At 61.9% G+C, this 19675-nt stretch carries 22 protein-coding genes; 19 read left to right on the top strand and 3 right to left on the bottom strand.

Features of this window, described 5'->3' with window-relative positions; genetic code table 11:
- Positions 1-198 precede the first annotated feature (198 nt).
- The 7 genes from cysS to rarD all read left to right on the top strand — a co-directional run bounded on the left by cysS (position 199) and on the right by rarD (position 6890).
- Positions 199-1590 carry a cysteine--tRNA ligase gene (cysS, locus tag RLCC275e_RS05945; RefSeq protein WP_033180447.1) on the top strand — a complete coding sequence of 464 codons (1392 nt, stop codon included), beginning with the start codon at positions 199-201 and terminating at the stop codon, positions 1588-1590.
- Complete coding sequence (locus RLCC275e_RS05940) at positions 1587-2063, top strand: GFA family protein (protein WP_033180448.1); 477 nt, start codon at positions 1587-1589, stop codon at positions 2061-2063. The genes cysS and RLCC275e_RS05940 overlap by 4 nt, the downstream gene beginning before the upstream one ends.
- On the top strand, positions 2060-2548 hold the full coding sequence (locus RLCC275e_RS05935; RefSeq protein ID WP_033180449.1) for a GFA family protein: 489 nt from the start codon (positions 2060-2062) through the stop codon (positions 2546-2548). The genes RLCC275e_RS05940 and RLCC275e_RS05935 overlap by 4 nt, the downstream gene beginning before the upstream one ends.
- The gene (locus RLCC275e_RS05930; protein WP_033180450.1) at positions 2545-3021 is read left to right on the top strand and encodes a GFA family protein; all 477 of its coding nucleotides are present in this window, start codon (positions 2545-2547) and stop codon (positions 3019-3021) included. The genes RLCC275e_RS05935 and RLCC275e_RS05930 overlap by 4 nt, the downstream gene beginning before the upstream one ends.
- Positions 3018-3977: a prolyl aminopeptidase gene (gene pip, locus RLCC275e_RS05925; RefSeq protein WP_033180451.1), complete on the top strand. Its 960-nt coding sequence runs from the start codon at positions 3018-3020 to the stop codon at positions 3975-3977. Before RLCC275e_RS05930 ends, pip begins: the two co-directional genes overlap by 4 nt.
- A 165-nt stretch (positions 3978-4142) precedes the next feature.
- Positions 4143-5756 carry a citramalate synthase gene (gene cimA, locus RLCC275e_RS05920; RefSeq protein WP_033180452.1) on the top strand — a complete coding sequence of 538 codons (1614 nt, stop codon included), beginning with the start codon at positions 4143-4145 and terminating at the stop codon, positions 5754-5756.
- Between the two features lie 219 nt (positions 5757-5975).
- Positions 5976-6890: an EamA family transporter RarD gene (rarD, locus tag RLCC275e_RS05915; protein WP_033180453.1), complete on the top strand. Its 915-nt coding sequence runs from the start codon at positions 5976-5978 to the stop codon at positions 6888-6890.
- A 112-nt stretch (positions 6891-7002) separates the two neighbouring features.
- Here rarD and RLCC275e_RS05910 read toward each other — a convergent pair whose 3' ends face one another.
- Entirely contained in the window at positions 7003-7626 is a 624-nt protein-coding gene (locus RLCC275e_RS05910) for an LOG family protein (protein ID WP_082229727.1), read from the bottom strand.
- A gap of 155 nt (positions 7627-7781) precedes the next feature.
- Between RLCC275e_RS05910 and RLCC275e_RS05905 the strand changes: the two genes are divergently transcribed.
- From RLCC275e_RS05905 to RLCC275e_RS05885, 5 genes are all read left to right on the top strand, one after another.
- Positions 7782-9812 carry a LysM peptidoglycan-binding domain-containing protein gene (locus tag RLCC275e_RS05905; protein WP_033180455.1) on the top strand — a complete coding sequence of 677 codons (2031 nt, stop codon included), beginning with the start codon at positions 7782-7784 and terminating at the stop codon, positions 9810-9812.
- Positions 9813-10014: 202 nt separating this feature from the next.
- Positions 10015-11892: an ABCB family ABC transporter ATP-binding protein/permease gene (locus tag RLCC275e_RS05900; protein WP_033180456.1), complete on the top strand. Its 1878-nt coding sequence runs from the start codon at positions 10015-10017 to the stop codon at positions 11890-11892.
- A 133-nt stretch (positions 11893-12025) separates the two neighbouring features.
- Positions 12026-12724 (top strand): phosphatidylserine decarboxylase, encoded by a 699-nt coding sequence (locus RLCC275e_RS05895; protein ID WP_017963685.1) that lies wholly within the window; start codon positions 12026-12028, stop codon positions 12722-12724.
- Positions 12725-12803: 79 nt separating this feature from the next.
- Complete coding sequence (gene pssA, locus RLCC275e_RS05890; RefSeq protein ID WP_033180457.1) at positions 12804-13649, top strand: CDP-diacylglycerol--serine O-phosphatidyltransferase; 846 nt, start codon at positions 12804-12806, stop codon at positions 13647-13649.
- Positions 13650-13960: 311 nt separating this feature from the next.
- Positions 13961-14107: a hypothetical protein gene (locus tag RLCC275e_RS05885; protein ID WP_003558132.1), complete on the top strand. Its 147-nt coding sequence runs from the start codon at positions 13961-13963 to the stop codon at positions 14105-14107.
- A gap of 224 nt (positions 14108-14331) precedes the next feature.
- On the opposite strand, the gene RLCC275e_RS05880 is transcribed toward RLCC275e_RS05885, so the two are convergent.
- Positions 14332-15096, bottom strand: a complete 765-nt coding sequence (locus RLCC275e_RS05880) for an SOS response-associated peptidase (protein ID WP_033180458.1) — start codon at positions 15094-15096, stop codon at positions 14332-14334.
- Between the two features lie 41 nt (positions 15097-15137).
- Positions 15138-15458 (bottom strand): YnfA family protein, encoded by a 321-nt coding sequence (locus RLCC275e_RS05875; RefSeq protein WP_003558128.1) that lies wholly within the window; start codon positions 15456-15458, stop codon positions 15138-15140.
- A 71-nt stretch (positions 15459-15529) separates the two neighbouring features.
- Here RLCC275e_RS05875 and RLCC275e_RS05870 point away from each other — a divergent pair, with 71 nt between their 5' ends.
- From RLCC275e_RS05870 to RLCC275e_RS05840, 7 genes are all read left to right on the top strand, one after another.
- Positions 15530-15946: an NUDIX hydrolase gene (locus RLCC275e_RS05870; RefSeq protein ID WP_033180459.1), complete on the top strand. Its 417-nt coding sequence runs from the start codon at positions 15530-15532 to the stop codon at positions 15944-15946.
- 58 nt (positions 15947-16004) lie between these two features.
- Positions 16005-16427, top strand: coding sequence for a TIGR02301 family protein (locus RLCC275e_RS05865; RefSeq protein WP_033180460.1), 423 nt, complete (start codon positions 16005-16007; stop codon positions 16425-16427).
- Between the two features lie 103 nt (positions 16428-16530).
- Complete coding sequence (locus tag RLCC275e_RS05860) at positions 16531-16788, top strand: hypothetical protein (RefSeq protein ID WP_003546972.1); 258 nt, start codon at positions 16531-16533, stop codon at positions 16786-16788.
- An 18-nt stretch (positions 16789-16806) separates the two neighbouring features.
- The gene (locus RLCC275e_RS05855; RefSeq protein ID WP_033180461.1) at positions 16807-17559 is read left to right on the top strand and encodes a hypothetical protein; all 753 of its coding nucleotides are present in this window, start codon (positions 16807-16809) and stop codon (positions 17557-17559) included.
- A 97-nt stretch (positions 17560-17656) separates the two neighbouring features.
- Positions 17657-18529, top strand: a complete 873-nt coding sequence (gene ygfZ, locus RLCC275e_RS05850) for a CAF17-like 4Fe-4S cluster assembly/insertion protein YgfZ (RefSeq protein WP_033180693.1) — start codon at positions 17657-17659, stop codon at positions 18527-18529.
- Positions 18526-19134: an HD domain-containing protein gene (locus tag RLCC275e_RS05845; RefSeq protein ID WP_011651215.1), complete on the top strand. Its 609-nt coding sequence runs from the start codon at positions 18526-18528 to the stop codon at positions 19132-19134. The genes ygfZ and RLCC275e_RS05845 overlap by 4 nt, the downstream gene beginning before the upstream one ends.
- Complete coding sequence (locus tag RLCC275e_RS05840) at positions 19131-19661, top strand: tyrosine phosphatase family protein (protein ID WP_033180462.1); 531 nt, start codon at positions 19131-19133, stop codon at positions 19659-19661. Before RLCC275e_RS05845 ends, RLCC275e_RS05840 begins: the two co-directional genes overlap by 4 nt.
- Positions 19662-19675 lie beyond the last annotated feature (14 nt).

Genomic DNA, 19675 nt, shown 5'->3' with positions numbered 1-19675 from the left:
CTCTTCGCCCCCTTGACCGGAAGCGCGAACCGGGCCATAAAACCCGCCATGAAAACGGTTATCTGCATTATCTGCCGGAAGATTATTCGCTAGCGCGAGCGCTGGCCCGGCCGTTTTCGTCTCCCAAATAGTCAAGATGCGAAACGCCCCGGTCCGCCGGTCGCGATATTTTTCTGATCGTGCATTTGGGAGAGTGAAATGGACGCAACGCCGGAACTGAAGCTGTACAACACGCTGACACGGGAAAAATCGGTCTTTTCGCCGATCGATCCCGACAACGTCCGCATGTATGTCTGCGGCCCGACCGTCTATGACTTCGCTCATATCGGCAATGCCCGGCCGGTCATCGTCTTCGACGTGCTGTTCCGGCTGCTGCGCCATGTCTATGGCAAAGACCACGTCACCTATGCCCGCAACATCACCGACGTCGACGACAAGATCAATGCGCGCGCACTTCGGGACCATCCGGGTCTGCCGCTCAACGACGCGATCCGTGCGGTCACCGAAAAGACCGAGACGCAATTTCACGCCGACGTCGCCGAACTCGGTTGCCTGGAGCCGGACTTCGAGCCGCGCGCCACCGACAACATTGTTGAGATGACCGAGATCATCGAGAAGCTGATCGGCAACGGCCATGCCTATGTTGCATCGGGCGAAGTGCTGTTCGACACCAAATCCATGGCGGATTACGGTCAGCTTTCGAAGCGCCCGCTCGACGAGCAGCAAGCGGGTGCCCGCATCGCTGTTGACGCGCACAAGAAGAACCCGGGTGATTTCGTTCTCTGGAAGCTGTCGAGCCATAACGAGCCCGGCTGGGAGAGCCCATGGGGCCGCGGCCGGCCCGGTTGGCACATCGAATGCTCCGCGATGAGCAAGCGTTATCTCGGCGATGTCTTCGACATTCACGGCGGCGGGCTGGACCTGATCTTCCCGCATCATGAAAACGAGATCGCCCAGTCGCGCTGCGCCCACGGCACCGAGGTGATGGCGAATGTCTGGATGCATAACGGCTTCCTGCAGGTCGAAGGCCGCAAGATGTCGAAATCCGAAGGCAATTTCGTCACCATCAACGAGTTGCTGCAGACGGAAACCTTCGGCGGCCGCAGATGGCCGGGCCAGGTGCTGCGCCTTGCCATGCTGATGACGCATTACCGCGAGCCGATCGATTTCTCGATCAAGCGACTGGAAGAAGCCGAACGTCTGCTCGCCAAATGGCCGGCAACAGATGCCGGCGATGCGGCGCCCGATGAAAGCGTGCTGAACGCGCTTTCGGACGATCTTAATACGGTGGCGGCCGTGCAGGCATTGCATGCGCTGGCGCAGGCTGCCCACACGGATCCCGCCGTGGGCGCCACTTTTGCCGCAACGGCCGACCTTCTGGGCCTGCTGCCGAAAAAGATGGAGATCGACGAAGCCGTCGCATCAGCGGTCGATGCGCTGGTCGCGATGCGTCTCGAAATGCTGAAGGCGAAGAACTTCACTGAGGCCGACAAGATCCGCGACGAACTGGCGGCGAAGGGCATCCAGTTGAAGGACGGCAAGGATCCGGTGACGGGCGAGCGCGTGACGACGTGGGAGGTCAAGAGATGACCACCTATACCGGCGGGTGCCAATGTGGAGCGATCCGCTTCCGCGTTATCGGCGACGTCAAGGATTCGTCGATCTGTCATTGCCGCATGTGTCAGAAGGCGTTCGGGGCCTATTATGCGCCGCTGGTCTCGGTGCGCGGCGCCGATTTCGAATGGACACGCGGAGAGCGGAAAAGATTCCGCTCTTCCAATTTCGTCGAGCGCGGCTTCTGCGGCGATTGCGGCACGCCACTGACCTACGAGGCGCCGGATGGAATGGCGATTGCCGCCGGCGCGTTTGACGACCCTTCGGCGTTTCCGCCGGTGATCCAATTCGGCATCGAGGGTAAGATCGGTTTCGTCGATCATCTGCACGAATTGCCGGGGCACCGGACGGAGGAGGATGCGCAAGCCGCCCCCTTCCTGCTTGAGCTTGTCTCCTGCCAGCACCCCGATCATGAGACGCAGGCATGGCCACCGAAGGAGCTCGGATGACGGCGGAATCAGACAGAAGCGGCGGGTGTCAGTGCGGGGCGGTGCGCTACCGCGCCAAAGGCGAACTCGGCTATCCCCATCTTTGCCATTGCCGCATGTGCCAGAAGGCGGCCGGCAATTATTTCATGCCGCTTGGCGCCGCGATGCGCAGCGATTTTGCCCTGACGCGCGGCGCGCCGAAATGGTTTCAGTCCTCGGATCTGGTGCGGCGCGGCTTCTGCGGCGATTGCGGCACGCCGCTGTTCTACGACATTCCGGAAGCGGAATTCATCAACATCACGCTCGGCTCGCTTGATGATCCCGATGCGGTCAAGCCGGTGATGCAATCGAACACCGGCGGCAAGATGTCCTGGTTTCACGCGCTAGACGGCCTGCCGCTGGAACCACAGCCTGAAACGCCCGACCGCGAAAATGCGATCGCGGCAAGCAACCATCAACACCCCGACCACGACACGCAAAATTGGCCCCTCGGAGAAAGCTCATGACGGACACGATAAAGACAGGCGGATGCCAGTGCGGCGCCGTGCGCTTCCGCATCTCAGGCAGGCTGGGGCGACCCTCGATCTGCCATTGCCGCATGTGCCAGAAGCAGTTCGGCGGCTTCTTCTCGGCGCTCGTGACCGCGCCTGAGGAAGGGATGGAATGGACGCGCGGCGAGCCGAGCTACTTTCAGTCCTCGGTCAATATCGAACGCGGCTTCTGCAGCAATTGCGGCACGCCGATGACCTATCGTCATCCGGGCGGGCTGGAGCTTGCGATCGGCACCTTCGACGACCGCAGCGACCTCGCACCGCTGATCCAGGTCAACTACGAGGCCCGCCTGCCCTGGGTCGAGGAAATCTTCGAGGCGCCGGTGCTGAAGGATCAGGATTTCTACGCACGACAGGAAGCGATCATCTCCTTCCAGCATCCCGATCACGACACAGAAGTCTGGCCCGCGAAAGGCGTGAAGATATGACCGAGATACTGCGCACGCTCTATCCCGAAATCGAACCCTATGCCTCCGGCCATCTCGATGTCGGCGACGGCCATGTGATCTATTGGGAGCGCTCGGGAACACCTGGCGCCAAGCCCGCCGTCTTCCTGCATGGCGGCCCCGGCGGCGGCATCTCGCCTGCCCATCGCCGGCTTTTCGATCCTGCTCTCTACGACGTCATGCTGTTTGACCAGCGCGGTTGCGGCAGGTCGACGCCGCATGCGGAACTCCATGCCAACACGACCTGGCACCTCGTTGCCGATATCGAGCGGCTGCGCGAGATGGCCGGCGTCGACAGCTGGCAGGTGTTCGGCGGCTCCTGGGGCTCGACGCTGGCGCTGGCCTATGCCGAGACGCATCCAGAGCATGTCTCCGAGCTCATCCTGCGCGGCATCTATACGCTGACCAAGGCCGAACTCGACTGGTATTATCAATTCGGCGTCTCGGAGATGTTCCCTGACAAGTGGGAGCGCTTCATCGCCCCCATTCCGCCGGAAGAGCGGCATGAAATGATGCATGCCTATCATCGCCGCCTGACGCATGAGAACAGGAACATCCGCCTCGGAGCGGCGCAGGCCTGGAGCATCTGGGAAGGCGAAACGATCACGCTGCTGCCGGAACCTTCGACGAGCGGCAAGTTCGAAGAGCCGGAATTCGCCTATGCATTTGCGCGTATCGAAAACCATTTCTTCGTCCATGCCGGCTGGATGGATGAGGGACAGCTGATCCGCGATGCCGGCAGGCTCAGGGATATTCCCGGCGTCATCGCGCACGGACGCTACGACATGCCCTGCCCGGCCAAATATGCCTGGCTGCTGCACAAGGCCTGGCCGAAGGCGGAATTCCACCTGATCGAGGGTGCGGGCCATGCCTATTCGGAGCCGGGGATTCTCGATCGGCTGATCCGGGCGACGGATAAGTTTGCCGGGAAGGTATAAGCTGTACCGTGAGGCCCCCTCACCCTAACCCTCTCCCCGAGGGGAGAGGGGACAAGGCGAACGACGCGGCTACCCTTCTCCCTTCGGGGAGAAGGTGCCCGTAGGGCGGATGAGGGGGGCTTCCGCACAACAGAAAACAACACCCGCTTGGCGGGAGGAAACGACATGAAAGAACGCATCTACCTCTTCGACACGACGCTCCGGGACGGGCAGCAGACGCCCGGCATCGATTTCTCCGTCGAGGACAAGATTGCGATCGCCGCCATGCTGGACGAGTTCGGTCTCGATTACGTCGAGGGCGGATTTCCCGGCGCCAATCCGACGGATACGGCCTTCTTCAGCGAGAAGCGCACCAGCCAGGCCAGCTTCGTCGCCTTCGGCATGACGAAGCGGGCGGGCGTTTCGGTCTCCAACGATCCTGGCATTGCCGGGCTGCTGCAGGCGAAATCCGACGCTATCTGTTTCGTCGCCAAGAGCTGGGATTATCATGTCGCGGTGGCGCTTGGCTGCACCAACGAGGAAAACCTCGAATGCATCGCCGAAAGCGTCAAGGCGGCGGTTGGCGCAGGCAAGGAGGCGATCGTCGATTGCGAGCATTTCTTCGACGGCTTCAAGGCCAATCCGGCCTATGCGGTCGCCTGCGCCAAGACGGCCTATGAGAGCGGCGCGCGCTGGGTCGTGCTCTGCGACACCAATGGCGGCACGCAGCCGCCGGAGGTGCGCGCCATGGTCGAGGCGGTGATCGCCTCAGGCGTTCCCGGGCACTGTCTTGGCATCCATGCGCATAACGACACTGGCCAGGCGGTCGCCAATTCGCTTGCAGCCGTCGACGCCGGCGTCCGGCAGATCCAGGGCACGCTGAACGGCATCGGCGAGCGCTGCGGCAATGCCAATCTGGTGACGCTGATCCCGACGCTGGCACTGAAGAGCGCCTACAACACACGTTTCGAAACGACGATCGACGAGGATCGGCTGCTCAACCTCACCCGGCTCTCGCATGCCTTCGACGAACTGCTCAACCGTTCGCCCGACCACCAGATGCCCTATGTCGGCGCCTCCGCCTTTGCCACCAAGGCCGGCATCCATGCATCGGCCCTGCTCAAGGATCCGCGGACCTATGAACACGTGCCGCCGGAAACCGTCGGCAACTTCCGCAAGGTCATGGTCTCCGACCAGGGCGGAAAGGCGAACTTCATCAATGCGCTGAAACGGCGCGGCATCGAGGTCGCCAAGGACGATCCGAAGCTCGACCTGCTGATCTCGATCGTCAAGGAACGTGAATCCATCGGCTATGCCTATGAGGGCGCGGATGCGAGCTTCGAGCTGCTGGCGCGCCGCACGCTCGGCACGATCCCGGAATTCTTCACCATCGAAGGCTTCCGGGTGATGATCGAGCGCCGCTTCGACAGTCTCGGGCGCGTGAAGATCGTCTCGGAGGCGGTGGTCAAGATCACCATCGACGGCCAGACGCTGATGTCGGTTGCCGATGCCGAAGGCCCGGTCAACGCGCTCGACCTCGCGCTACGCAAGGATTTCGGCAAGTACCAGCACGAAATCGACGATCTGGTGCTCGCCGATTTCAAGGTGCGTATCCTCAATGGCGGCACGGAGGCGATCACCCGCGTGCTGATCGAATCCACCGACAGCGACGGTGTGCGCTGGTGGACGGTCGGCGTCTCGGAGAACATCATCGACGCTTCGTTCCAGGCGTTGATGGATTCCGTCATCTACAAGCTGATGAAGAACCGGCAGCTGGCGGGCAAGATCGCGGCGGAATAAACCTATTCCGCCGGTCCGGCGACGAGACCCCAGCCCTCGCCCGAATCCCATTCGCATCCTTCGGACTTCGTCTTCCAGCGAAGGGCGTCGGATATATTCTCGTCCATCGCGTCGTCTCCGGGTTCAAATCCTCTCACCCTTCATTCAACGAAATGAATTGGCCTATTCACGGCGCTTAAGCTAGGCCGGATCAGAAGAAGAACAAAGATGGAAACACCGATGTCGACCGATGCATCCGTTCCGTTGGCCAAGAACGAAGACAGTCCGCGCGGGTTCGCCTTCGCGCTGACAGCCTATCTGCTCTGGGGCTTTCTGCCGATTTACATGAAGGCGGTGGCGCATATCTCGCCGGCCGAGGTGATCGCTCATCGTATCGTCTGGTCGCTGCCGTTGGCGGGCATCGTGCTGATCGTGCTCGGGCGCACACAGGACATCCGCGCAGCACTCAGCTCGCCGCGCATGCTGGCGATGGCGGCGCTGACGGCGTCGCTGATTACGGTCAACTGGGGTACCTATGTCTGGGCGATCGGTGCCGGCCATTCGCTCGATGCAGCACTTGGCTATTTCATCAATCCGCTGTTCAGCATCTTCCTCGGCGCGGTTTTCCTCAAGGAAAAGCTCCAACCACTGCAGATTGCGGCGATCGTGCTTGCGGCGCTTGCCGTCGCCATTCTCGCGCTGGACAGCGGCGGCATCCCGTGGGTGGCGCTGACGCTGGCGATCAGCTGGGGGTTCTACGCCCTGTTGCGCAAGACGCTGCCGCTCGGGCCGAACCAGGGCTTCTTCCTGGAAGTGCTGATCCTCAGCGGGCCGGCCCTCCTCTATATCCTCTATCTGGAATTCGGCAGCGGCCAGGGCCACCTCTACCGCACCGGTCTTGCCGACACGACCCTGTTGCTCGGCTGCGGCGTCATCACCGCCGTGCCGCTGATGATCTATGCAAACGGCGCCAAGCTGCTGAAACTCTCGACGATCGGCATCATGCAGTATATCGCGCCGACGATGATCTTCCTGATCGCGGTCTTCATCTTCCATGAGCCATTCGGCATGGCGCGGATGATCGCCTTCCCGCTGATCTGGGCGGGGCTGTTCCTCTATAGCTGGTCGATGCTGAAGGGAAGCCGCGGGCGCTAGAGCCTTTCCTGCAAAAGTGCGCAGCGGTTTTGCGTCCGGGATTGCGTAAACAAAAGCTTGGAGCGGTTCTGCGCTTCAGTGAAAAGCCGAACCGCTCCAAAGGCGCGCCCGCCTACATCTTCGAAATCACTTCGTCCTCGCCGTCACGATCGGCGGCGAGCTGGACTGCCTGGGCCATGATCGCCGGAATGATGCCGGAGATCTCGTCGACGACGAGCGGCTGCACCCGATGAGCGGTGTGCAGGAAGCCTTCTTCGGTCATATGACGCATCAGTTCCATCATCGGATCCCAGAAACCGTTGACGTTGGCAAAGACCATCGGCTTTTCGTGGCGGCCGAGCTGCGCCCAGGTCATGATCTCGACGATCTCCTCCAGCGTACCGATGCCGCCGGGCAGCGCGACGAAGGCATCGGAGCGCTCGAACATGGTGTGTTTGCGCGCATGCATGTCAGGGGTTACAATGAGTTCGTTCAGCTGACCGAGCGAGTGGCGAGTCGCTTCCATATCGATCAGGAATTCGGGAATGATGCCCGTGACCTGACCGCCGCCTGAAAGCACGCCGCTGGCAACCGCGCCCATGATGCCTTTGGTACCCCCGCCATAGACGAGGCGCAGGCCGTATTCGGCGATCTCTCTTCCGAGAGCACGCCCGGCCGCCATGTGGGAAGGATCGCGTCCCGGCCTGGAGCCGCAGTAAACGCAGATGGATCGAATCGATACAGATTGTTCGGTCATGAGGGCAAAACAACTATTCCATTTCAATGCAGTCAAGAAAATTGACTGAAAAGCAGCGTGCCTAGCTTGCCTAATTGCTTTGAATGCTTGTGGAAAGCAACGGGAATCGCTAGCAATTTTGGGTATTACGGCAAATTGCCGCTCTGGGAGACATAATGATGAAGAACCGTGCCGGCTTGCTGGCTCTTGCAGTCCTCGCAATCGCAATCCTACTGATGGTGTTTGTCGTCATGCCGCGTATCGGCGGCGATGCAACCAAGGTCGGCGACGCCATCAACCAGGCGAGCACGGAGCTCAAGAACACGGTTAACGAGGCGTCAAAGACATCGCGCTCCGCTGTGGGCGATGCGGCTGCGGTCGCCGATCAGGTCGGTCGCCTTTCGGCCGATGCCGGCGTGTCGCTCAGCGAGCTCAAGGCGCTGTTTGCCGACGGCAAAGGCCCGACCATCGATGTTTTCACTGCCGCCAAGACCAAGGCCGTCAACGCGCTGACCGCACTTGCCGGCTTCACTATTCCCGAGGGCCTCGATCCCGCGACCCAGACCCTTGCCGCCAAGGCCAAGGACGGCGGCGCGAAGGCACTCGCCATCGTCCAGTCGCTGCCCGAGAACATCGCCGATGCGCTTGCCGCGATCGCCAAGGCCGAGGTTGCGCTGACCGGTGCGCCGGAGACCGCCCCTGGGGCGAATACGGCAGCGGAAAATACCGGCCCGAAGCTTCCGGCCTTCGACGTATTGCGCGTCGAGCCCGACGGATCGACGGTGATTGCCGGTTCCGCCGAACCGAACGGCAAGCTCGAGGTGCTCGACGGCGACAAGGTGGTGACGACGGCCAATGTCGATGCGAGTGGCGATTTTGCTGCCGTTCTCGACGATCCGCTTCCGGCCGGCGACCACCAGCTGGTGCTGAAATTCACGGGCAAGGACGGCAAAAGCACGCTTTCCGAAGAAGTCGCGACCATTTCCGTGCCCAAGGATGGCAATGGCGCCAATCTGCTCGCCATGGTTTCCAAACCCGGCGCGGCGAGCCGAATCATCACCGCGCCGAAGGCCGGAACCGAAGTTGCCGATGCCTCCAATCCGATGGCACCGCCTGCGGACAAGCCGGCAACCGGTGAAAGCTCGGCTGCACCAACCGGCGAGCTGGCGCTGCAGACGCCGAACCTCACCGACACACCCTCCGGCGGCGCTGATACGACACCGGCCATTCCCGGCACTGCCGCACCGGATAAGACGAATGTACCCGACGTGATGGTCAATGCCGTCGAGATCGAAGGCAACAAGATCTTCATTGCCGGCACGACCCGCTCCAATGCCAAGGTCATCGGTTATGCCGACGACAGCCTCGTCGGCCAGGATACCGCCGGCTCCGACGGCCATTTCATCATCGACGGTGTGGTGGCGCTTTCGGTCGGCGACCACAAGATCCGCGTCGATGTCGTCGATCCCGCAGGCAAGGTGATCGTGCGTGCGTCGGTGAATTTCAATCGCCCGGCCGGCGATCAGGTGAGGGTCGCCGCGCAATCGGCCCCCGCAGATGCGAACGGTGCTTCCTCGATGGTTCCGCTTGACGAAGGCGAGCTCCGCAAACTCAAAGCCGAAGTCGGCAAGGCTTTCGGCCTGCTGAAGGGGCTTTTTGCCGATGGCAAGTTGCCCGGCGCCGAACAGCTTGCGGCAGCACGCTCGGCAACGGAGTTTGCGCTGCGCTCCGTCGCCGACTTCCGCCCGGCCGCCGATGCGCCTGATGTCTTCAAGCAAGCGTCAGGTTCCTCCTCGCAGGTCGCCGGCAATGCGCTGAAGCTGCTGCAGGGCCTGCCCGGGGATGCGAAGTCCGTCGGCGCCGCACTCGACAAGCTGGGCGGGATGATTGCCGAGCTCACCGCCGCACCCGCGCCGGCAACGCCGTATGCAAACGAGGTCGGAAGCAACCAGCCGAAGACGATCGAACAGGCGCCGCTGACGGCGAACAACGCGGCGGTCATCATTCGCCGCGGCGACACGCTGTGGCAGATCTCGCGCCGCACCTATGGCCTCGGCGTTCGCTACACGACAATCTACATCGCCAACGAGGACAAGATCATCAATCCCGATCGCATCCGCCCTGGCCAGATTTTCGGCCTGCCGAAGGATGTGTTGCCGAATGCCGAAGAGCTGCATCGCAAGCGCATGTCCGGCCAGCACCTCTAAGCTGCAAAACAACACTACGAGGCCGGGCGGGATAAGCGCCCGGCCTCGTCGTTTCCTTACCCCAGCAATTGTTGTATTCGTCCGCCGGCACCCTATCTGGCGATGGCGGCTGCGGGTTGTGGGACGCGCTTTCAGGCACGTCCCGGTTCCGCTCGCTTGCCGGCATCGAATCGCGGCAAGCCCATCCGGGCTGGAGACAATCATGGCAAACGGCAAGACAGTCTCGGAATCCAACCTCCCGCAGACGCTTCTCAACCTCTGGCCCTATATGTGGCCGGCCGGCCGGCCCGACCTCAAGATGCGCGTCGTCTGGGCCTCTGTCTTTCTGCTAATCTCCAAATTCGTATTGCTGCTCGTTCCCTATTTCTTCAAATGGTCGACCGATGCGCTGAACGGCAGGATGGATCTTGCCGGCTCAGTGCCGCCGCTGCTGGCCGGCGCCATCGCGCTGGTCATCGCCTATAACATCACTCGGCTGATCCAGCTTGGCCTCAACCAGCTGCGCGACGCGCTCTTTGCCAGCGTCGGACAACATGCGGTGCGCCAGCTCGCCTACAGGACCTTCGTGCACATGCACGAGCTGTCGCTGCGCTTCCATCTGGAGCGCAAGACCGGCGGGCTGTCGCGCATCATCGAGCGCGGCACCAAGGGCATCGAGACGATCGTGCGCTTCACGATCCTCAATTCAGTCCCGACCGTCATCGAATTCCTGCTGACGGCGGTGATCTTCTGGTGGGGCTATGGCTTCTCCTATCTCGCCGTTACCGCCTTCACCGTCTGGGCCTATATCTGGTTCACGATCCGCGCATCCGACTGGCGCATCGCCATCCGCCGGTCGATGAACGACAGCGATACCGACGCCAATACCAAGGCGATCGACTCTCTCCTCAATTTCGAGACCGTCAAATATTTCGGCAATGAGGAGATGGAGGCAAAGCGTTTCGACAAATCGATGGAACGCTACGAGAAGGCGGCGACCGATGTCTGGACCTCGCTCGGCTGGCTGAACTTCGGCCAGGGCGTCATCTTCGGCATCGGCACGACCATCATGCTGGTGCTGTCGGCGCTGGCCGTGCAGCGCGGCGAGCAGACGGTCGGCGATTTCGTTTTCGTCAATTCGATGCTGCTGCAGCTTTCCGTACCGCTCAACTTCATCGGCTTCGTCTACCGCGAAATCCGCCAGGGGCTGACCGATATCGAGCAGATGTTCGATTTGCTTGAGGTGCAGACCGAAGTCAAAGACGCGCCCGATGCGACCGAACTTCGGATCGGCCAGGGCGCGATCTCCTTCAAGGATGTGCATTTCGCCTACGACGCGGCCCGTCCGATCCTGAAGGGCATTTCCTTCGAGGTGCCGGCCGGCAAGACGGTCGCCGTCGTCGGTCCGTCGGGTGCCGGCAAATCGACGCTGTCGCGCCTGCTCTATCGTTTTTACGATATCCAGAGCGGCGCGATCAGCGTCGACGGCCAGGATATCCGCACGGTGACGCAGAAGAGCCTGCGTACGGCAATCGGCATGGTGCCGCAGGATACCGTGCTCTTCAACGACACGGTCGCCTACAACATCCGCTACGGCCGCACATCGGCCAGCGACGGCGAGGTCTTTGCAGCGGCCGAGGTGGCGCAGATCGCACATTTCATCGAAACGCTGCCCGAGGGTTTCGAAACCAAGGTCGGCGAGCGCGGGCTGAAGCTTTCGGGCGGCGAGAAGCAGCGGGTGGCGATCGCCCGCACCATCCTCAAGGCGCCACCAATCCTGATCCTCGACGAGGCTACGTCGGCGCTCGACACGACGACGGAACGAGAAATCCAGGAAGCACTCGACCTGGTTTCGAAGAACCGCACGACGCTGGTTATCGCCCACCGGCTTTCGACTGTCATCAGCGCCGACGAAATCATCGTGCTCAAAAGCGGCGAGATCGCCGAGCGCGGAACACATGCCGCCCTGCTCGAAAGGAACGGCCTTTATGCCTCGATGTGGAACCGCCAGCGCGAGGCGACACAGGCGGAGGAACATCTGAAGCAGGTGCGCGAAAGCGACGACCTCGGTGTGATAACGCGGCTTGCTCCGGCAAGCTGACAAGGGAATCGACGCCGGCCGGCTTTTGTTGTTCAGAAACCCGGCGCGGGAACCAGGGCCGATGCCGCAGCATTGCCCCGGAGACGGTTTTTCGCTAACCAGCAAAAATGAAAACGCAAGGAGACCGGCAGCCATGAGCCTGTTCAACACGGTTCGCAACACGATCGTCCCCGTGCACAAGGAGGGTTATCCCTTCGTTGCCGCCTTCTTCGTCGCATCGCTGGTCTTGGGATGGATCTTCAAGCCACTCTTCTGGATCGGCATGATCTTCACGCTCTGGTGCGCCTATTTCTTCCGCGATCCCGAGCGCGTGACCCCGCAGGACGACGACCTGGTGATCTCTCCCGCCGACGGCAAGGTCTCGGCGATCCAAATGGTGACCCCTCCGGCAGAGCTTAACCTCGGATCCGAGCCGATGCTGCGCATCTCGGTCTTCATGAACGTCTTCAATTGCCATGTGAACCGGGCGCCGATGCGCGGCCGCATCGTCAGCATCAACTACCGCTCCGGCAGCTTCGTCAACGCCGAGCTCGACAAGGCGAGCGAGGACAATGAGCGCAACGGGCTGGTGATCGAAACCCGCCACGGTCAGATCGGCGTCGTGCAAATCGCCGGCCTTGTGGCGCGGCGCATCCTCTGCTGGGCAAACCCCAACGAGCCGGTGGATGCGGGCGAGCGCTTCGGGCTGATCCGTTTCGGCTCGCGGCTCGACGTATTCCTGCCCGCCGGCGCTGCGCCGCGCGTCTCGCTCGGCCAGACGGCGGTTGCGGGAGAAACCGTCATCGCCGAATTCGCCTCCGCCAAGGGTCCCGTCATCAGCCGCCGCAGCTAGAGCGGGTGAGCTTTTCACGGAAGTGCAGAAGCGCTACGCACTGTTGCTGGAATTGCCTTAGGAACGATTGGAACGCGATATGGAAACGCCTTTTCCGCCTTTCGAGCCCAATGGGCCGGATGATTCCGCCCGCGGCCCGCGTCTGCGCGAAATCCCGCTCCGGCTCGTCTTTCCGAACCTCATCACCATTCTGGCGATCTGCGCCGGGCTGACCGGCATCCGGCTGGCTTTCGAGAATCGTTACGAGCTCGCCGTCTCCATGGTGCTGCTCGCCGCCTTCCTCGACGGTATCGACGGGCGCGTAGCACGGCTGATGAAGGCGACCTCGAAGTTCGGCGCGCAGATGGATTCGCTTGCCGACATCGTCAATTTCGGCGTCGCACCCGCCCTCGTCGTCTATGTCTTCGCGCTCGACCAGGCGCGCTCGCTCGGCTGGATCGCCGCCCTGATCTATGCCATCGCCGCCGGGCTTCGCCTTGCCCGCTTCAATGTCATGGCCGAACGTGAGAACAAGGCGAGCTGGCAATCGGAATATTTCGTCGGCGTGCCGGCGCCGGCCGGCGCCATGCTGGTGCTGCTGCCGGTCTATCTCGGCTTCCTCGGGCTGGCGACGGATCGGACCTTCGCCTATATCTCGTCGATCTACACCGTGCTCATCGCCTTCCTGCTGATCAGCCGGCTGCCGGTCTGGTCGGGCAAATCGGAAGGCAACCGCTTGCGGCGCGACCTCGTGTTGCCGATGATGCTCGGCGTCGTGCTCTATGTGGCTCTGCTGATGAGCTACACCTGGGAGGTGATGGTCTTCACCGTGGCCGCCTACCTCATCTCGCTTCCCTTCGGCGCGCGGAAATGGCGGCGGAAATACGGGACGCTGACGATCGAGGAGCCGGGCATCGGCGACGACGATATCGGCCGGCACATCTGATCTCCTAGCATTTCCGGATCTCTTCGAATGACGGAAATGCTTCTCTCCCTTCGTTCTGACGTATCCCCGGGAAAAGCATGCGCTTTATCCGGGTGGAAACCGTTCTGCGCGTTTCCCCGGAAAACCGCTTTCGGACTTTTATTGGAACGGCTCTCTTCAGTAAGTATTAACCAACGTAGGCTTCAGTTAAGCCTCGCGAATTATGGTGCGCGTTTACAAATCCTGATAACCGACGCCCCCGTTTTGTCGCTATTCGTGATGAAACATCAAACCATAAAATACCCAGGGAAGAACCACGCAAGGAGAGTATCGTGACTTCGAAGAAGAGCAGTACCGGCGAACAGCAAGCGGCCAAGCCAGACCTCGCCGCCAACTATCGCCCCGTCGGCCTGAAGGCTGTTGCCGCAGCATCGCTGATGGCGAAGCATAAGCCAACCAGCGTCAAAAAATCCGCTTGAAGCGGAAGGCTTCAAATTGGAACCATGTGTGCTTTCGGGTTGCATGCGTTAGGCACCGCTGACGAAGTGAATGACGAGGCGATCGTCGGAAATCTCCTGACAACGCTCTGGCGACTAAGCACAACCCGAAAAACCTGATGGACGAAGCGATGCATCGCCGCCGCTTATGTGAGACGTCGGCGCCGATAGGTCGCCGACGGGCCTGTAGGTATGGCGGATAGTGTTCAGAAGAAGCTGAGCTGGCCGTCGTCAGGCTTTTGCTTGTCGGGCGCCTTCAACGGCTTTTCGATGGCGACCGGCTGCTGCAGGTCGGGACCCATATTGGCAACCTTGTTTACCTTGTCGGAGACCGGTACGGCTTCGAAGAAATCATCCTGAACCGGCTGCATCAAGTCGACCACTTCGCGCGGTTCCTGCGTCTTGCAATCCAGCCAGCGCGTGAAATCCTCGGGTTTGATGACGACGGGCATGCGATCGTGGATCGATGATATGGCTGAAGTGGCTGATGTCGTCAGGATCGCGCCGGTATCGACCTCAGAGCCGTCGGCCGAGGACCATGTCTCCATCAACCCGGCAAAGGCGATGACGCCCCCCCGGCGCGGCCTGATCCAATAGGCCTGCGGCCGCTCGCCGCTTTCCTTGGACGGGCGATGCCATTCATAGAAACCGGAGGCCGGAATGAGCACACGGCGATGACGCATGGCGGCGCGGAAGGAAGCCTTGCCGATCGCGGTTTCGGAGCGCGCGTTGATCAGCAGTGGGAAATCCTTCGGATCCTTGACCCAGCCCGGCGTCAGGCCCCAGCGCACGAGCACGGCGCGCCGGTCGGTCAAGTTGCTGCCCTGCTCCCTGCCCTCGCCTGATATGACGACGAGGATCGGTTGCGTCGGCGCGATGTTGTAGCGCGCCGGAAAATCGTCGAAATCGAGACCGGAGAAGACGTCGCGCAGGTCGACGCTGGAGACTGTCAGGGCGAAACGTCCACACATCGGCTTGTCTTTGCACCCGGCTGGTGCTCCGTCAAGACGCCTCAGCCTCTTGGCGCGAAGAGGATGAGGCTGGCGCCGGCAAGGCAGATCAGCGCACCGCCGATATCGTAACGATCAGGCACGCGGGCTTCGACCAGCCACAGCCAGAGCAGCGAAGCGAGGATGTAGATGCCGCCATAGGCTGCGAAGGTGCGGCCGGCGGCCTCGCTCGGCACCAGCGTCAGAAGCCAGGCGAAAAGCGCCAAAGAGACCATGCCCGGCGCCAGCCACCAGATGGGTTTTTCGAGCTTCAGCCATGCCCAGAAGGCAAAGCAGCCGGCGATCTCGAAGAGGGCAGCAAACGCAAAAATGATGTAGGTCACGGAAGCACCTTTCGAATCCCCGTCGCACTATTCATTCGATAAGATGGGCCATCACAGCAAGAGCAGTCCCGATGACCTCCACCGCCAAAGCCGCCTCCTCCGCCATTCTCGAACGCGACGGACGATTCCTTCTGGTGTTGCGCCGCAACCCGCCTTCCGCCGATATGTATGCCTTTCCCGGCGGGCGAGCCGAGCCGGGAGAAACGCCGGAGCAAACGGCATTGCGCGAATTCCGCGAAGAGACCGGCATTTCAGCCCGTAATCCGCGGCTGTTTTCGACCTACGACCTAAAGACGCATGCGGCCGACGGCAGTGTCAGCAGCCACTTCTTCCTGTCGGTCTTTCGCGTCGATGCGGATGGGGATGCGGTGGCGGAAGCCGCCGACGATGCGGCAGCGCTCGGCTGGTACACGGTGGAGGAAATCCGGCGATTGCCCGTGCCGCAGAGCGTGCTCGAATGCGCGGAGCGGCTGGGGGGCGGCGAATAGACGTGGAAACTTTCAGGCACGCCTTGTTGCCGTCACGCTCAACGTATCAACTGGGAGCATGATTCCCGTTCGACGCGTTTTCCTGTCCCTGCTCGTGCTCGCCGGCCCCACGATGGCGCAGGGCAAGAATACACCGCCTCCACGGCAGGAGGAAATTGCACCGCCACCTGCTGTGATCGTGCCCTATGACGACAAGCTGACGCGATTCGCCGAGGTGCTGGGTTCGGTGCATTATCTGAGAACGCTCTGCAAGGCGCCTGGCGGCGACGAGTGGCGAAACAGCATGCAGCAGCTGCTCGATTCGGAGACCGGCAACGAGCCGCAGCGCAAGGAAAAGCTGACAGCAGCCTTCAATCGCGGCTATCGCGCCTTCGCCTCGGTCTATACGGATTGCACCCCGGCGGCCATCGTGGCAGAAGAGCGCTACCGTAACGAAGGTGCAACACTTGCCACAGAAATTACCTCGCGCTTTGGAAATTGACGTTTAATTAACCTGTTTTCGCAAGCGGACGTGTCGTTTTGGGAAAAGGCTGTTAGTGTTGTTAACTGTGCAGTAAGACATGAGAAGTTCTGAGGAAAAGACAATGGAAGCAAGCCTCAACGACATCGACGACATGATCGTCCACGAAAAGATGCAGGCAGCTCTGGAGTACCAGAACGAAGCTTGGGCCGACGGCATGGCCGACGGGATCGAGCCTGAAATCATCGCTGATGCCGCCATTGCACATGCGCTGCGCGAGACGATCAGATTGCATGGGGAAAAGAGCGCCGAAGCCCTGCTGGATTCGCTGCGTGAGCGCATGCTTGCCGGCGAATTCTCCGCGAACCGCACCCTGCAATAATTGTTATCAGAGAGTTTGATGCACACCGGTAAAGAGAAAGTTTCGCGAATTTCCCTCGCGCCGGTGCTACTTGCGTTCAGCCTCGCCGCCGGCAATGTTTTCCTTGCGCCGGCAGCCTACGCGCTTTCCGAACTGCACAAGATCCCCGGCCAAGCGGCCAACGAGACGCCACCCGCACAGGGAAGCGCTCAAGGACAGAGCCAGCCGCAGACCACTCCCGGCGTTCCCATGGCCGAGCCGCTGGTCAACAGCCAGAACAATCAGGGTGTCGACAAGACGCCGGGCGCTCAGGACAATTCAAAGCCCGTCGAGGTGATCTACGACATCAGCAAAGTGCCAGAGCCGGTTCGCAAGATGCGCGAGCAGATCGTCGAGGCGGCCGCCTCTGGCGATCTCGAGCGGTTGCGGCCGCTGATGGGCACTGGTGCCGACCAGACGCAGGTGACTGTGGGCGAACCGACCGACGATCCGATCGGCACGCTGAAGGATCTGTCGGGCGATCCTGACGGTGACGAGATCCTTGCCATCATGCTCGACATCGTCTCGACCGGCTTCGTACATGTCGGCCAGGGTACAGCAGAGGACATGTATGTCTGGCCCTATTTTGCCGAGAAGGACCTGAAGACGCTGACGCCGCCGGAGCGTGTCGAACTGCTGCGCATCGTCACCGCCGGCGATCTCTCCGACATGCAGGAATTCGGCGGATATAATTTCTACCGCCTCGGCATTACGCCTCAGGGTAAATGGAAATTCTTCACAGCGGGCGATTGATGCCCGTCTTGGCTGCGCTTTTCACGTTCGCATGGCGCTTGCGATCCACCTCATGAAGACATACCTCTGAGCGATGACCAACGCGACAGGTTCCGCCATGCCAGCCGTATTCCTGAAAGACCGCTCATTGCTCTTCGTCAGCGGCGCGGAAGCCCAATCCTTCCTGCAGAACCTGATCACCACCGATATCACCGCGCTTGGGCCTGATGAGGCGCGGCCCGGGGCATTGCTGACGCCGCAAGGCAAGATCCTGTTCGACTTCATGATCTGGCAGGACGGCGACGGCTACATGATCGAAACCGATGCCGGCCAACGCGATGGCCTGTTGAAGCGGCTGACGATGTACAAGCTGCGCGCCGCCGTCACACTTTCTCCAAGCACCGAAGAGGGCGTTACCGTTTCCTGGGGCGGGGATGCCGAGGACGTCGGGGATAAGCAGGGCGCCCGGGGCAGCCATGGCGCCCGGGATAGCCGCTTCGCCAAGGCGGGCGTCACGCTCACCCGTCGGGCAGGAAGACACGGCGATGGTGCAGAAGCGCTCTACGACGCGCTACGCATCAGCCACGGCATCGTCACATCAGGATCTGACTTTGCCCTGCAGGACGCCTTCCCGCATGACGTGCTGATGGATTTCAACGGCGGCCTCTCCTTCAGGAAAGGCTGTTATGTCGGCCAGGAGGTCGTCTCGCGCATGCAGCATCGCGGCACTGCGCGCCGGCGCGTCGTGACTGTGTCCGCCGGCACGGCGCTGCCGGAGACAGGGACGGAGATCACCGCCGCCGGCAAGCCGGTCGGCACCCTCGGTTCGGTCGACGGCGACCACGGGCTTGCGATCGTGCGCATCGACCGTGCCGGCGCGGCGATGGCGGCAGGCACGCCGCTGCTGGCCGGCGACACGCCTGTTTCCCTCGTCCTGCCGGCATGGTCCGGTCTCGTCTTTCCCGCCAGCGCCGACGAGGCCAGCGCGTGACAACACCGAAAGCTCCGCGTGCCTGGCAGCGCATGCTGTCCGGGCGCAGGCTCGACCTGCTCGACCCCTCGCCGCTCGATGTCGAACTGATCGACATCGCTCATGGGCTTGCGCGTGTGGCCCGCTGGAACGGCCAGACCTCCGGAGATCATGCTTTCTCGGTGGCCCAGCACAGTCTCGTCGTCGAGGATATCTTCCGTCGCTTCAACGACGCGCGGCCGCAGGAGTGCCTGATGGCGCTACTGCACGATGCGCCCGAATATGTGATCGGCGACATGATCTCGCCGTTCAAATCGGTGGTCGGCGGCGGCTACAAGACGGTGGAAAAGCGGCTGGAGGCCGCCGTGCACCTGCGCTTCGGCCTGCCGCCGCATCCCTCGCGCGACCTCAAGGACCGAATCAAAAAGGCCGATACGATCGCCGCCTATTTCGAAGCGACCGTGCTTGCCGGTTTCACACCTGCCGAGGCACAGAAATTCTTCGGCCAGCCGCGCGGCATCAGCAAGGACATGCTGATGATCGAGCCCTTGCCGGCGATCGAAGCACAGCGGTTGTTCTGCGAGCGCTTCGCCGCGATTGAGGTCGAGCGGGAGATGGTATCGTGACCTTCATCGTCGTCTCGCCGCTGTCGCGCATCGCGGAAATGGCGGTGCGCCACAAGGCGCGTGACATGATCAGCCTGATCGCCAAGGAGCAGGCCTTTCACCGGCCGGGCGTGATCGCGGCCGAACGTCATCTGACACTTGCTATGAACGACATTGTCTTCAAGGGCACCGGTGATCTCGTGGCGCCTGACGAGACGCATGTACGCGGGATTGTCGACTTTGCCGCTTCGTGGCGGCAGGAGACGCCGCTGCTCATCCATTGCTGGATGGGCGTGTCGCGATCGCCGGCCGCAGCCCTCATCGCCGCGCTGTCGCTGGCACCCGATCAAAGCGAGGAAACGCTTGCCCGCCGGCTACGGGCCGCCTCACCTTTCGCCACACCGAACGCCCGGCTGATCGAGATCGGTGACGCGCTGCTCGGCCGCAGCGGTCGGCTGGTTGCGGCGGTGCGGGCAATCGGACGTGGCGCCGATGCCGACGGCAACGCGCCCTTCGTGCTTGCGATCCGGGACGCCGCTTGCGGTTGACGCTACCGCTAGCC

Source organism: Rhizobium brockwellii (assembly GCF_000769405.2).
Taxonomy (GTDB): domain Bacteria; phylum Pseudomonadota; class Alphaproteobacteria; order Rhizobiales; family Rhizobiaceae; genus Rhizobium; species Rhizobium brockwellii.
Note: the sequence above shows the minus strand (reverse complement) of the source record. Positions and strands in the feature narration are given on the sequence as shown.